Origin of the sequence: Yinghuangia seranimata, assembly GCF_029953285.1 — a bacterium.
GTDB lineage: Bacteria > Actinomycetota > Actinomycetes > Streptomycetales > Streptomycetaceae > Yinghuangia > Yinghuangia seranimata.
The window spans coordinates 145,508-159,448 of the sequence record NZ_JASAOI010000002.1 but is presented as its reverse complement, the minus strand read 5'-3'; the positions used below and the strand labels follow the sequence as shown (position 1 = coordinate 159,448).

Below are 13,941 nucleotides of genomic sequence, written 5' to 3'. Positions count from 1 at the left end.
CGGCACATCAGTCACCTGACGCGCAGTCGGCCACGGCATCCGACCTGGGCCGCGCGTCCCGGAGTCGGAGTCACATGACCGATGTGCCGGAGCCGGGTCGCGGCTGAGAGTTGGCACCGCAGAGCCCAACGCCTGATCGGAATCCCTGGAGCGTGAAGTCCCATGTCCAACACTGAGAACGGCCGCAAACGGCGGTTCGTCGCGGGTGCCGCCGCGGCGGCCGGCACGGTCGCGGCCCTCGGAGCATTCGCGATCGCCGGCACCGCGAACGCGGCGCCCGACGCCTCGGCGGCCGACCGCGCCCCGAAGCCGACCATCGTCCTGGAGCACGGCGCGTTTGCCGACGGCTCCAGCTGGGACGGCGTCGTCGCCCGACTGCGCCGTGACGGCTATCCGGTGGTCGCCGCCGCCAACCCGCTACGCGGCCCGGCCTCGGACGCCGCCGCTTTGCGCAGCGTCGTCGACCACATCAAGGGCCCGGTCGTCCTCGTGGGGCACTCCTACGGCGGCTCGGTCATCAGCGAAGCCGCCGTCGACCAGCCGCGGGTCAAGGCCCTGGTCTACGTGGCCGCGTTCCTGCCGGCCCCCGGTGAGACGGCGCTACAGCTGACCGGTCAGTTCCCCGGTTCGACGCTGCCGGACACGCTGGACCCGGTGCCGTTCACCAACGCCGACGGCACGACCGGAACCGACCTCTACATCCAACAGGACAAGTTCCGGCACCAGTTCGCGGCCGACGTCCCGGCCGACCAGGCAGCGCTGATGGCCGCCGCCCAGCGCCCGATCGCGCAGACCGCGCTGACGGAGAAGACCACCGCGGCCGCCTGGGAGGCCGTCCCCAGCTGGGACATCGTGACCACTCAGGACCTGAACATCCCTCCGACGGCCCAGAAGTTCATGGCCGACCGCGCCCACGCCCACACCACCGAGGTCGCCGCGTCGCATTCCGTCGCCGTGTCGCACCCGGACGTGGTGGCCGGCGTCATCGAGAAGGCCGCACGCGCCACCCGCTGATCCGCGCACACGCGAAACCCGCTGTCCGGCGGCCGACCCCGGCCGTCGGTCAGCGGCCCCGGACGCCGGGAGGGCGGCGTGCCCATCCCCTCCGCCCTCTCGGCTCGTCCGCCCAGGACCCCACGGGAGACCCTCAACGGTCGGACAGGGCACCCTCGATCTCGCGGCGGGACGAGACGCCCAACTTGGCGAAGACCTTGCGCAGGTGCCACTCGACCGTGCGAGGGCTGAGGAACAACTGCGCGCCGATCTCCGCGTTCGGGTGTCCGGTGGCCGCGAGCCGGGCGATCTGCGCCTCTTGGGGCGTCAGGACCGGCGCGTCGACGGTCCGCCTGCGGACGGTCTCCCCCGTGGCGAGCAACTCGCGCCGGGCCCGTTCCGCGAACGCTTCCATGCCCATGTCCGCGGACGCCTCGTGCGCCGCCCGCAGTTCGTCGCGGGCCTGCGCCCGCCGGTTCTGGCGGCGCAGCCACTCTCCGAACAGCAGCCGGGTGCGGGCCTCGAACACGCGGAGCCCGCCCCGGCCGAAGTGGTCGACGGCCTCGCGGTAGCGGTCCTCGGCCTTCTCCGGTTGCCCGGCCAGGGCGTCGGCGACCGCCTCCGCGCCCAGCGCCCAGGGCGTACCGGCCCGGCCCCAGGTCGTGAGCCGCTCACGTGCCTGGGCCGCGGCGGCTGGGTCGCCGGCCCGGACCGCCGCCTCGACCAGTTCGCTGCACGTCCAGTGGTGCACCACGAGGTCCTGGTACTCCGCGCCCCGGAGCGCCGCTTCCAGCGCGAGCGGATAGTTGCCCAGGCCGTTGTGGAGCACGGCCCGCGCACACGCCGCCATGGCGACGAGTCGGCCCAGGCCGCGCCGCCCGCCTTCCCGTTCCATCGCCTCGATCAGGTCCAGGGCCGGTCGCTCCTGTCCGCGGTACGCGCTGATGAGGGCCGTCGAGACCATGCGCGTGGCCACGCCCGCCGCCTCCGCGACGGGCGCGGCCTCGGCCAGCAGATCCGACGCCTCGGCGAACCGCCCCGCGAAGCCCAGCGAGGCCGCCCGGTAGGGCAGCGCCGTCGAGAGGATCGACAGCGTGCCCGTCGTCCGCGCGAAGTGGACCGCCCGGTCGGTGACGCTCAGCCACGCCTCCAGGTCACCCAGCTCCACCGCGGCGCTCGCCGCCGGCCACATGACGGCCAGGTCCTCGTCGTCGGTGAGGGATCGCAACGCCTGCGCCAGCAGCGGGAAGGCCGCGGCCTGCCCCTCGACGGTCCACGTGACCAGGGCGCGGAGGAAGACGCCCGCCGTCTCGTCGCCGGGCGGCAGGTCTCGGGCGGCCTCGGCGACCCGCCGCAGCCCGCCCTCGTCGAGCCGACCGGCCCAGACGGCCGCGCCGAACGCCGCGAGGTAGGTCTCCCGCGCGGCGGCCGGGTCGAGGTCCCTGAGCCGAGCCGCCGCGTCGAGCAGTGGTTGCACCGCACCGAGACCGGGGCTGGTCATCGACGACGCCCTGGCCCGCAGCCGGCCGGCGTTGGCCTGCTGGACCCGGTCCAGCGGCCCCAGTTCGGCGGCGGCCAGCAGGTCGGGAACGCGGGTCGGTGCGCCCGCGGCGAGGTGGGCCCCCGCCGCGGCCAACGACCGCCGGGCCCGCTCCTCCGGGTCGGGGCTGAGCGCGGCGGCGCGTTCGAGGAAGGAGGCGGCGGCCGCTCGGCCGCCGCGCGCCAGGGCCCGGTCGGCGGAATGCTCCAGCGCGACGGCGACCTGCTCGTCCGGGCCGACCGCGGCATGCGCCTGGTGCCAGGCCCGCCGGTCGGGGTCGCGCCCGGCGTCGGTGGCCTCGGCGAGTGCGTGGTGCGCCGCGCGCAGCGTGCCGGCGTCGGCGCCGCGCCAGACGGCCGAGCGGACCAGCGGGTGCCGGAAACGCACCGAGGCTCCGAGGGTGATCAGGTCGGCGGCCTCGGCCGCCGCGGCGGCCTCGAGGCCGATACCCAGCAGACTCAGGGCACGCCACAGCAGCGGTCCGTCGCCGACGGGTTCGACCGCGGCGACCAGCAACAGCGTTCGGGTGTCGTCCGGCAGCGCGTCCACGCGCCGACGGAAGCCGTCCTCGACCCGGGTCGCCAGCGGGCCGGCGCCGGGGCCGCCGAAGCCGAAGGCCAACTCCGTCGGCGACAGGCCCCGGGGAAGTTCCAGCAGAGCGAGCGGGTTCCCGCCGGTCTCGGCGACGATCCTGTCCCGCACGCGCGCGTCGACCGGCCCCGGCAGCACGCTGTCGAGCAGCGCGCGGGCGTCCGCGTCGGCGAGCCCGTGCACGGCGAGGTCCGGCAGACCGGCGAAGCCCTCCTCGTGCGTCTCGCCGGTGACGCGCTCGGCGAAGACCAGTGCCACCGACTCCGCGTCCAGCCGACGCCCGACGAACGCCAGGATCCGCTGGGACATGAGGTCCAGCCACTGCGCGTCGTCGATCAGGCAGACCAGCGGGGACCCCGCCGCCGCTTCGGCGAACAGACCGAGCACGGCCATGCCGACCAGCAGCATCTCGGGCGGATTTCCCGCGCTCAGTCCGAACGCGACCCGAAGCGCGTCCTGTTGCACCGGAGGCAGTCGGTCGAGGTGCGACAGCAGGGGAACGCAGAGGCGTTGCAGGGCCGAATACGCGAAATCGGACTCGGCTTCGACACCGGCCGTGCGCAGGGTCTGCAGCCGCGCCGCCTGCTCCGCCAGACGGTCGAGCAGCGCCGACTTGCCGACGCCGGCCTCGCCGCGCAGCACCAGCACCCGGCTGTGTCCGTCGCGTACCTCGCGCAGCAGGCGGTCCAGCGCCTCCAGCTCCCGGTACCGCCCGAGCAACGGGTGGTGCGCGTCGCGCCGCATGTCACCTCCGGTGTGGGTTCCTCCCGGAGGAACTCAGCGAACTCAGCCCATCGTACGAACGACAGCCTGCCAGAACTGACCGGATTTGATCGAGCTCGGCCGTTTTCTATGTGACCTCGGCGGCTGGTGGTCATGGCGTCCGGCCAGGACCCGGCCGGCACGTCCGACAAGGCCCAAGCACGCGATCTTCGGAGGGCGTCGACGTCAGCCAACCGTAGGGTGAGCGCGCCAAGACAGCCTGGTAGCAGGGGAGAAGCGTGCGGTCCGAGGAACATGCGGGGTGGGAGTGGGACTTCCCGGTCCGGTACCTCCTGGTGCGGGAGGACGTCGACGGTGAGGAGGAAGGCGTGTTGTGGGGGCGGTGCGCGGAGGTCGAGGGCCTGTTCATGGACCCGCCTCCGCTGCCGCGAGAGGTCCTGACACTGCGCGGCTGCCCGCGCGAGAGCCGACTGGTCCAGGCCGTGGCGGACAGCGCCGAACCGTTGCGGCTGCTGGGGGACGGACTGCTCTCGATCGAGCCTGTGGATCCCTCGAACGACGGGCCGGCCCGCTTCTGGGACCTGGAGGACACGGCTGTCCTGGCCCAGTGGCCCACCCCGGGCGATCCCGGGCGCGTGGACATCGTCGTGGGCACCGGCGTCAGGGAGGACGACTATCCGGGCAGCAGGCGGCTGCCTTCGCGTCCGCGGTTCGACCTGTGGTTCCCCTCGATCCGGGGGAACAGCCCATCGGGCGGTTGCCGTTCCATCGACGGCCTGCTCACCCCGCGCCCGCACCGACCCACCCCGCCCGTGCACCTGATCGGCTGCGAACCCGCCGCACCGCTTCTGGCCCTGCTGCGCCGTCCCCTTCCGCAGGAGGAGGACCCGATCACGCTCTGGTGCCTCGATCGCCACGGCCGGACGATGACCGGGTACCGCCTCGACCTGGACACCGTCGAGGCACGCCCGTCCGTCCTCGGCGGAACCCTGATCGACGTCACCGTCACCGACCCCGGCGACGACCGCCCCACCCTGGCCGCCCGCGGGGTCTGGGAGATCTGGTCCGACGGTGTTCCCACGCGGCCCAACCAGTGGGCACGGTTCGACGCCAAAGGCCGGTCCGAGTGGCTGGACCTCACCCGCGTCGGCCCGTACGGGCCGGAGGGCCTCTCCGGCGGGACGTACCACCTGGACGGACAGCACGTCACCGAGAGGGCCGGCTTGCTGCTGGCACTCGGCGAAGCCCTGCTCGGCCCCGGCGCCGGCTACGGCAGAGACCTGGACTGGGTGGCGGACAGCTTGTGCGGCGGCCCCTCTGTCGTCCCCCCGTTCACCCTCGTCTGGCACCACGCCGACATCGCGCGCCACGCCCTCGCCGACGACGTCCTGGGCCACCTCGATGGCCTGTCCTACTTCGAGGTGACCGTGAACCTCCTACGCAAGTACGGCGTCACCGTCGTGCTCCAGTGAGGCAGGCGACGGACAATCCCGGCCCCTTGAAGACGGCGCCTGACCTGGAGAAGGAACGGAGCGCACGTCCCCCGGCACGCCTGTCGGGTCACGTCAAAGCCGCGCCCACCCCTGCGGCCGCAACCGTGCCGGGTGGGCCGACGGTCGGTCGGCCCACCCGGGGCGGGGTCAGAAGCGGGCGGTGAGGGCCAGGCTGGCGGAGGAGGTTTCGGTGTAGCGGAAGGCCGCGACGGTGACGGTGCCGAAGGCCACGTCGAGGTCGTGGACGGTCAGGCCGGGTTCGGCGGGGAGGTTGAGCGAGCGCCAGGCGCCGGCGCGGAGGTAGAGGCCGAAGGGGGCGTTGTCGCCGTTGCCGACGACGGCCACGCCGTCGGGGGTGGCGGCGACCTTGTCGAGGACGTCGGTTCCGGCGGGCAGCGGCACCTCGCGCCAGCCCGTGCCGTCGTTGTGCAGCACGAGGCCGCGCGTGGTGCCCTTCGGGTCGCGGGCGCCGCCGACGGCCCAGACGTCGTTCGGGCCGCGTGCGACGACCGAGCGCAGTTCGCTCGCCTCGGCGTCGATCGGCGGCAGGTCGACCAGGCGCCACGCGGTGCCGTCGTAGCGCATCATGACCGGGCGGAAGTCCTGCCACGCGCGGCCGACCGCGTAGATCTCGTGGTCGGACACGGCGCTCATGGAGAACAGCGCGGTGCCGCCGGGGACCTGCGGGACCTCGGCGACCCGCCAGGCGGTGCCGTCCCAGTGCCGGATCACGCTGTCCAGCGCGCCCTCGTCGCCGTGCTGTTCGAACCCGACGGCCCACGCGTCGTTCGGTGTCAGCTCCTCGACGTCGAGCAGGGATCCGAAGCTGGAGTCCGGCGACGCGGGGGCGGGGATGATCCGCCAGGCCCGGCCGTCCCACCGCTCGGTGACGAACCCGCCCACGGGCCCGCTGTATTCGCCGACCATGAACGCGCTCGCGGGGCCGAGCGTGTCGAGGTCGTTGATCTGCGCGCTCGCTCCCGCGGGCAGCGCGGGCAGCGGCACCTCGTGCCAGGCGGCACCCGGGTAGGGGTCGCGGGCGAGGAGCTGGGGGCTCATTTGGTTGTCGGTCATCTTCGAGCCGGCCACCCACGTGGTGAACGGCGTCGGGTGGGCCGTCCCGCCGTACGGCAGGAACACCTGGCCCGCGGGCACGAACGGCGCCTCCGACCAGTGGGGCCCCGGGGCGGCCTCGGCGGGCAGGGCCGAGCCCAGGGTGAGCAGCGTCGCGGCGGCGGCCAAGCCGACCGCGCGTGCGTGCAGGCGCATGAATCGTCTCCGGTTCCGGAACGGACGGTCCGTTCCCCGACCTGTCCGACTCCGCGACCGGGCGTGCGCGTCCCAGCCCACGGCGGCGGACATTTTTTTCGCGGAAGGCCGGCGGGGATGTCGAGTACGGCGTGGGGGCTCCGTCCCGGAGGTGGAGGCGGCCACGATGGCCGTACGACACCGAGAGGGGATCCGGTATGGCGATCCAGCGGATGGACAACGTGCTCATCGTTGTCGAGGACCTCGACACCGTCATCGCGTTCTTCGTCGAGCTCGGCATGGAGCTCGAGGGCAGGATGCCGGTCGAGGGGCCGTGGGTGGAGCGGATCATCGGGATCGACGGCGCGCGGCAGGAGATCGCGATGCTGCGGGTCCCGGACGGGCCCGGCCGCATCGAGCTGGCGATGTTCCACACGCCGAAGGGGGCCGCCCCGGAGAAGGACACGCCCGTGAACACGCCGGGGCTCCGGCGCGTCATGTTCGCGGTCGACGACATCGAGGACACGGTGGCGCGGCTGCGCGGTCACGGTGCCGAACTCGTGGGTGAGATCGTGCGGTTCGAGGACCTGTACCTGCTCTGCTACGTCCGCGGCCCCGAGGGGATCGTGGTCGGGCTGGCCGAGGAGCTCCGCTGACCCCGTAGGGCTCAGGGTGCCGGTGTGCCGAGGAGGTCGGGCACGTCCGCCACCGAGTCGACGACGTGGTCCGGCGTCCCCGAGGCGGCGCGGTGCGTCTCGGGCAGGTACTTGCCCGTGCGCACCAGGACGCCGGTGAGGCCGAGCGCCTGGGCGGCGAGCACGTCGGTCTCGACGTCGTCGCCGACCATCACGGCCTCGCCGGGTTCCGCGCCCACCGCGCGCAGGGCGGCCGTGAAGAACGCCCGTGCGGGCTTGCCGACCACCTCGGCCCGCACGCCCGAGGCCGCTTCCAGCCCGGGCAGGAACGCGCCGACGTCGAGCCGCAGGCCCTCGCTGGTGCGCCAGTACAGTCCGCGCTGCATCGCGACCAGCCGCGCGCCGTCGCGCAGCCACCGGAAGGCGCGGTTGAGGGTCTCGTAGTCGAACGCCGGGCCCGCGCCGCCGAGCACGACGACCTCGGGGTCGTCGTCGACGAGGGTGACGCCGTCGAGGTCCTCGCGGACGTCGCCCTCGCTCAGCAGTGCGCAGCGGGCGCCGGGGTAGGTCTCGCGCAGGTACGCGGCCGTCGCGGTGGGCGCCGTGAGGATGTCCTCCGGCGCCACCGCGAAGCCCGCGGCCCGCAGGTTGTCGGCGACCAGGGCGCGCGTCCCCACGGTCGTGTTCGTCACCATCCGCACGCCGAACCCCGCCGCGCGCAGCCGCTCCAGCGCCTCCGACGCCCCGGGGAGGGCCTGCCAGGAGACGGCCAGCACGCCGTCGACATCCAGCAGCACCGCGCGGACTCCGTCCATGTTCCGACGGTACGCCCGGAGACCACTCGATCCTCGATCTTGCTGATTCAGCAATTCAAGGTCATTGATCTTGCTGGATCCGAACTATTGACAGCACAATATTGCTCAGAGCACGCTGAGGAGGCTCGACCTGCGGCCGCACTGAGAGGGATCCATGACCCACTACCAGCTCTTCATCAACGGCGCCTTCGTGGACGGCGCGGGTTCCGAGGTCTACGAGGTGCGCAGCCCCGCCACCGGCGAGCTCGTCGGGACGACGCCCGTCCCCACCACCGCGGACGTCGACGCCGCCGTCGCCGCCGCCAACGCCGCGCAGCGCGAGTGGGGCCGCCGCACCGTCTGGGAGCGGGCCGCGATCTGCGTCCGCATCGCCGACGAGATCGACAAGCGCGTCGACGAGCTGGCCCGGCTGACGGTGCTCGAGCAGGGCAAGCCGCTGGCCGAGGCGGTCACCGACATCCACGAGTCCGCGATGCTCATGCGGTTCCAGGCGGAGGACGCCACCCGCCTGCACGGCGACACGATGCCGTCGCTGTACCCGAACAAGCGCATGTTCACCACATACCGCCCCGTCGGCACGTGGGGCATCGTCACGCCCTGGAACTTCCCGTTCCACTCGGTCGCCGAGTTCGTCGGCCCCGGTCTGGCGATGGGCAACGCGCTCGTCGTGAAGCCGCCGGCCAACACGCCGCTGAGCGTGCTCAAGGCCATGGAGGCGTTCGCCGCCGCCGGCCTGCCGGACGGTCTCGTCAGCGTCCTGCCCGGCGACGGCACCGTCGGCGAGGCGCTCGTGAGCCACCGCGGCATCGACGCCATCGGCTTCATCGGGTCCTCGGCGACGGCCGAGCGGATCCTGTCCACCGCCGGGCTCAAGCGCTCCATCATGGAGTGCTCGGGCAACGGTCCGGTGGTCGTGCTCGCCGACGCGGACGTCGAGGCGGCGGCGCGGGCCGCGGTGTACGGCGCCTCGTTCCTGGCCGGCCAGGTCTGCTGCGCGACCGAGCGCGTGATCGTCCACCAGGACGTGCACGACGAGTTCGTGGACGCGGTGCTGCGCGCCGCCGAAGCCGTCGTGCTCGGCGACCCGTTCGACCCCGCCACCACGATGGGCCCGCTCAACAACGAGGGCGTGGCGGCGAAGATGGACCGCCATGTCGCCGACGCCCGCGCGCGCGGCGCGAAGGTCCTCCTCGGCGGCGGCCGGCGCCCGGGCATGCCGACCGACCTGTACTACGAGTTCACGGTGATCGACCAGGTCCCCGTCGACAGCCTCGTGTCGCGCGAGGAGTCGTTCGGCCCGGTCGTGCCGATCATCACCGGCGTGGACGACGACGACCTGCTGCGCATCGCCAACGACGACGAACTCGGCCTCCAGGGCGCGGTGTTCACCAAGGACATGGGCAAGGCGTTCCGCTTCGTCGAGGAGATGGCGGTGGGCCAGGTCATCGTCAACGACTCGACGTGCTTCTGGGACGCCAACATGCCGTTCGGCGGGGCGGGCGGCCGCCGCACCGGCTGGGGCCGGATGGGCAGCAAGCTCACGCTCCAGGCGATGTCGGACGTCCGGACCGGCGTCTTCAGCCTCTGACCCCGTCGATCCCGGGCGGGCGGGGCTGCCACCCCGCCCGCCCGCACCCAGCACTCCGAGGACCATCCGCATGACCTCCCACCGGGCCGCGCTCGCCGGCACCGCCGCCGCGCCGTACTGGCTCGACCGCCCCGAACACCCCGAACCGCTCCCCCGCCTGACCGAGGACACCACCGCCGACCTGGTCGTCGTCGGCGGCGGCTACACCGGCCTGTGGACCGCGCTGCTCGCCAAGCAGCGCGACCCCGGCCGCGACGTGCTCGTGCTCGAGGCCGGCACCTGCGGCCACGCCGCCAGCGGGCGCAACGGCGGGTTCTGCTCGCCGAGCCTCACCCACGGCCTCGGCAACGGCGCGTCCCGCTGGCCCGACGAGATCGCCACGCTCCAGCGGCTCGGGCACGCCAACCTCGACGCGTTCGAACGCGACCTGGACACCTACGGCATCGACTGCGGCTTCGCGCGCACCGGCAAGGTCTCAGTCGCCGCCACCGCCTGGCAGGCCGAGGAACTGCGCGGCGCCCAAAGGCTCAACGAGCGGCACGGTGAGAAGGCCGTGCTCCTGGACCGCGACGAACTGCGCGAGTACGTCGACTCCCCCGTCTGGACGTCCGGGCTCTGGCTGCCGGACTACGCGCTGCTCGACCCCGCGCGGCTGGTGTGGGGGCTGCGCGCGGCGTGCCTGTCCGCCGGCGTCCGGATCGCCGAGCGCACCGAGGTCACCGCGCTGGACGCGAAGCACGCCGACCGGGTGCGGCTGACCACGCCGTACGCCCAGGTCGCCGCCCGCCGGGTGGCGCTGGCGACCAACATCTACCCGCCGCTGCTCAAGCGCCTCGGGCTCAGCATGGTCCCGGTCTACGACTACGCGCTGACCACCGCGCCGCTGACGGACGATCAGCTCGCCGCGATCGGCTGGACCGGGCCGCACGGCATCACCGACGCGGGCAACCAGTTCCACTACCTGCGCAAGACCGCCGACCAGCGCATCCTGTGGGGCGGCTACGACGCGATCTACCCGTTCGGCGGCCGCGTCGACGAGGCGCTCACCCAGCGCCCGGCCACCTTCGACACGCTGGCCGCGCAGTTCGCCGAGACCTTCCCCGCGCTGGCGGACGTCCCGTTCTCGCACGCCTGGGGCGGCGTCATCGACTCGACGACCCGGTTCTGCATGTTCGCCGGCACCGCGTCCGCGGGCCGCGTCGGCTACGCGCTGGGCTTCACCGGCCTCGGCGTCGGCGCGACCCGGTTCGGCGCCGAGGTGATGCTCGACCTGCTCGAGGGCCGCAGCACCGAACGCACCGAACTCGACATGATCCGCCGCAAGCCGGTGCCCTTCCCGCCGGAACCCGTGCGCTACCTCGGAATCCAGGCGACCCGCTGGTCGATGGCGCGCGAGGACGCCCACGGCAAGCGCAACCTGTGGCTGCGCTCCCTGGACCGCCTGGGCCTGGGCTTCGACTCCTGACCGGCCGCGCCGGTGCGGTACAGGTACCGCACCGGCGCCCGGGCACGGGATCATGACTCGCGTGGATTCTGCGCAGGCACCCAAGGAAGCACGGAGCGGCCGCATGAACAGCGGACTGGACGACATCGACCGGCGGATCATCGCCATCCTCCAGGCGGACGGCCGGCGCGCGTACAGCCAGATCTCCGAGGACCTCGGGATTCCCGCCTCGTCCGTGCGGTACCGGGTGCAGCGGATGGAGGACAACGGGGTCCTGCAGATCGTCGGGATCGCGAACCCGCTGACCATCGGGTTCGACCGGCTCGCGATGATCGGCATGCGTGTGCGTCCCGGCACGGCGCACGACGTGTGCCGGGCGCTGCGCGAACTGCCCGAGACGTCCTATGTCGTCATGACGGCCGGGCACTACGACGTCATGGTGGAGGTCATCTGCCGCGACACCGACCACTTCACCGACCTCATGAACCGCCGCATGCACCTGATCGACGGCGTGGTGTCCACGGACTCGTTCTTCGTGCTGGAGGTCCACAAACTCGCCTACGGCTGGGGCGTCGGCGGGGTCGAGTCGTCGCTCCTGGACGCCCCGGCGACGGACGCGGCGCGCGGGCTGGACCAATTGGGGGGAACCGGCTCCTGACGGCCGGACGCTCCCCGGGGACCGGGCGGCCCCGGCCGATACTGCGCGCATGAGAACCGCCCGCGCTTCGTCGCTGCCGCGCCTCGCCGCGGCCACAGCGCTCATCGCGTCCCTCGCCGTCGGCGCCCCGGCCGGCACCGCCGCCGGTGCCCCGGGCGACGCCGGCCGGCACCGGCACTGCGCCGCGTCCGAGGTGCCCGCCGGCGGCCCGGCCCGCGAGGCCGTCCGCATCGCCGAGCAGGCGAAGGCGGAGCTGGACCTCAAGTCCGTGATCCTGCGCGTCACCGTCGACGGCCGCGAGCTCGTCACCACCGCGCTCGGCGAGTCGATGACCGGTGTCCCGGCCGCGCCGGACATGCACTTCCGCAACGGCAACATCGCGATCAGCTACATGGGGGTGCTGCTCCTGCGGCTGGTCGACCAGGGCGTGGTCGACCTCGACGACCCCGTCGTGCGCTGGCTGCCCGACCTGCCGCCCAAGGCGCACGCGATGACGCTGCGCCAGCTCGCGGCGTCCACGACCGGGCTGGTCGACTACGTGAAGGACCCGGACTTCCAGTCGGCCGTCGGCGCGAACCCGTTCCGGCAGTGGACGGCGGACGAGCTGGTCGGCATCTCGACGGACAAGGACCTGCTGTACGAGCCGGGCACCAACTGGAGCTACTCGCACGCCAACTTCGTGCTGCTCGGCGCCGCGCTCGAGAGGATCACCGGCACCCGCCTGGACGTCCTGCTGGAGCGGGAGATCCTGGACCCGCTCGAACTGCGCGAGACCGCCAACAGCTTCACGCCCGACATCCCGACGCCCGTCCTGCACTCGTTCACGGCGGACCGCGGGACGTACGAGGAGACGACGTTCTGGAACCCGTCGTGGACCACGGCGCCCGGAGCGGTGGAGACCACCGACATCTGCGACCTGGCCCGGTCGGCGTCGGCCGTCGGCTCGGGCGAACTGCTGTCCCCCGCCTCGTACCGCGAGCTGCTGAACCCGGGGACGGTCGGCCTCGGCCACGAGACCCGCACGTGCCCGGCGGCGCTCTGCATCGCGCAGACCGAGGCCACGCACTACGGCCTGGGTGTGCTGGTCCTGGGCGACTGGATCTCCCAGCACCCGCTGTTCTTCGGCTACTCGGCCTCGCAGGACTACCTGCCCTGCGCCCGCCTGGCGATCGCCGTCTCGACCACCCCGGGCCCCGACGCGCCGGGCGGGCACACCGCCCACACGATCGCCCAGCGCATCGCCGCCGCGCTCGCGCCGGGGCATCCCGTCCCCGACTTCGGCTGAGCCCGCGCCCCGTGTAGGGCGCGGGCCCGGCACGTACACCCGCACGGCGGTGCTCTGGTCACCGCCGTGCGGGGGACGGGGAGCCCGCTCAGCGGGCGGCGACGCCCCAGTCGACACCCTTGCCCGGGCCGCCGCTGTACGGCTCGCCCGACCACTCGGCACCGGCGACCTTCATGCCCTCCGGGACCAGCGCGACGACGCAGGTCTGGTACGACTGGCCCTTGGTGAAGCCCTTCGGCGCGCTGGGGTTGGGGCACTTGGGGAAGTTGCCGCCCATCACGATCAGCGGCTGGGCCATCCGGCCGTCCGCCATCAGGCCGTGCATCATGCCCGCCGAGGTGTACGACAGGTCGGTCGTGCCGGTGTTGGTCAGCGTGTACTTCACGTAGTACGGCACCTTGCCCTTGGCGCTGTCGCCGGTGAGCTTGAGGGCGTCGAGGTCGGCGGACGCGCCCATGTCGATCGACGTCACCGTCATCGCGACGGTGCCCGTCGTCGACCCGCTGCGGAAGTCGATCGTCGCCGCCTCGCCGATCTTGAACACCTGGCCGCCCTTGGCCGTGCCGCCCGCCCCGGACGATCCCGACGCGTCGCCGCCCGGCGCGGAGCTGCCGGCCGGCGCACCGGTCGCGGACGGGGTCGAACCCGCCGACGAGGAGGCCGCGCCGGGGCTCGCGGCGGCCGGCGCCGACGACGCTCCGGACTTGTCCGCCTTGTCGTCCTTCTTGTCGCCGTTGCAGCCGGTCATGACCAGGGCCCCGGCCACCACCAGTCCCGCCATGCCCGCAACCGACTTACGCGTCCGCATGATGCGCATGCGCGTGTTCCTCCCCCGTGGATGATGCAAGTGGCTTACGTGACCGCGCTCTTGGCACGGTGCGCGCTGAATCCTTCCGGGAAGGCCGGTAATCGATCAATCATGGGCACG

Annotated in this window: 11 protein-coding genes; 7 read left to right on the top strand and 4 right to left on the bottom strand. The window is 73.1% G+C overall.

From position 1 onward, the window contains the following. The first annotated feature begins 162 nt into the window (after nucleotides 1–162). On the top strand, nucleotides 163–1,014 hold the full coding sequence (locus QI554_RS00975) for an alpha/beta fold hydrolase (RefSeq protein ID WP_281464701.1): 852 nt from the start codon (nucleotides 163–165) through the stop codon (nucleotides 1,012–1,014). 133 nt (nucleotides 1,015–1,147) lie between these two features. Here QI554_RS00975 and QI554_RS00970 read toward each other — a convergent pair whose 3' ends face one another. Continuing rightward, nucleotides 1,148–3,868, bottom strand: coding sequence for an ATP-binding protein (locus tag QI554_RS00970; RefSeq protein ID WP_281464699.1), 2,721 nt, complete (start codon nucleotides 3,866–3,868; stop codon nucleotides 1,148–1,150). Nucleotides 3,869–4,125: 257 nt separating this feature from the next. On the opposite strand from QI554_RS00970, the gene QI554_RS00965 reads away from it, so the two are divergent. Beyond that, entirely contained in the window at nucleotides 4,126–5,319 is a 1,194-nt protein-coding gene (locus QI554_RS00965) for a barstar family protein (protein WP_281464697.1), read from the top strand. 168 nt (nucleotides 5,320–5,487) lie between these two features. Here the strand turns inward: QI554_RS00965 and QI554_RS00960 are convergent, their stop codons facing one another. After that, on the bottom strand, nucleotides 5,488–6,609 hold the full coding sequence (locus QI554_RS00960) for a hypothetical protein (protein ID WP_281464695.1): 1,122 nt from the start codon (nucleotides 6,607–6,609) through the stop codon (nucleotides 5,488–5,490). Between the two features lie 197 nt (nucleotides 6,610–6,806). On the opposite strand from QI554_RS00960, the gene QI554_RS00955 reads away from it, so the two are divergent. Beyond that, nucleotides 6,807–7,244 carry a VOC family protein gene (locus QI554_RS00955; RefSeq protein ID WP_281464693.1) on the top strand — a complete coding sequence of 146 codons (438 nt, stop codon included), beginning with the start codon at nucleotides 6,807–6,809 and terminating at the stop codon, nucleotides 7,242–7,244. Nucleotides 7,245–7,255: 11 nt separating this feature from the next. Here the strand turns inward: QI554_RS00955 and QI554_RS00950 are convergent, their stop codons facing one another. Continuing rightward, nucleotides 7,256–8,038: a TIGR01458 family HAD-type hydrolase gene (locus tag QI554_RS00950; protein ID WP_281464691.1), complete on the bottom strand. Its 783-nt coding sequence runs from the start codon at nucleotides 8,036–8,038 to the stop codon at nucleotides 7,256–7,258. Nucleotides 8,039–8,192: 154 nt separating this feature from the next. Between QI554_RS00950 and QI554_RS00945 the strand changes: the two genes are divergently transcribed. The 4 genes from QI554_RS00945 to QI554_RS00930 all read left to right on the top strand — a co-directional run bounded on the left by QI554_RS00945 (nucleotide 8,193) and on the right by QI554_RS00930 (nucleotide 13,013). Beyond that, entirely contained in the window at nucleotides 8,193–9,626 is a 1,434-nt protein-coding gene (locus tag QI554_RS00945) for an aldehyde dehydrogenase family protein (RefSeq protein ID WP_281464689.1), read from the top strand. Between the two features lie 70 nt (nucleotides 9,627–9,696). Then, complete coding sequence (locus QI554_RS00940) at nucleotides 9,697–11,091, top strand: NAD(P)/FAD-dependent oxidoreductase (protein WP_281464687.1); 1,395 nt, start codon at nucleotides 9,697–9,699, stop codon at nucleotides 11,089–11,091. A gap of 103 nt (nucleotides 11,092–11,194) precedes the next feature. Beyond that, nucleotides 11,195–11,728 carry an Lrp/AsnC family transcriptional regulator gene (locus tag QI554_RS00935; protein WP_281464685.1) on the top strand — a complete coding sequence of 178 codons (534 nt, stop codon included), beginning with the start codon at nucleotides 11,195–11,197 and terminating at the stop codon, nucleotides 11,726–11,728. 49 nt (nucleotides 11,729–11,777) lie between these two features. Then, nucleotides 11,778–13,013 carry a serine hydrolase domain-containing protein gene (locus tag QI554_RS00930; RefSeq protein WP_281464683.1) on the top strand — a complete coding sequence of 412 codons (1,236 nt, stop codon included), beginning with the start codon at nucleotides 11,778–11,780 and terminating at the stop codon, nucleotides 13,011–13,013. Between the two features lie 88 nt (nucleotides 13,014–13,101). On the opposite strand, the gene QI554_RS00925 is transcribed toward QI554_RS00930, so the two are convergent. Continuing rightward, a complete protein-coding gene (locus QI554_RS00925; protein ID WP_281464681.1) occupies nucleotides 13,102–13,830 on the bottom strand; it encodes a hypothetical protein in 729 nt (242 codons plus the stop codon). Nucleotides 13,831–13,941 lie beyond the last annotated feature (111 nt).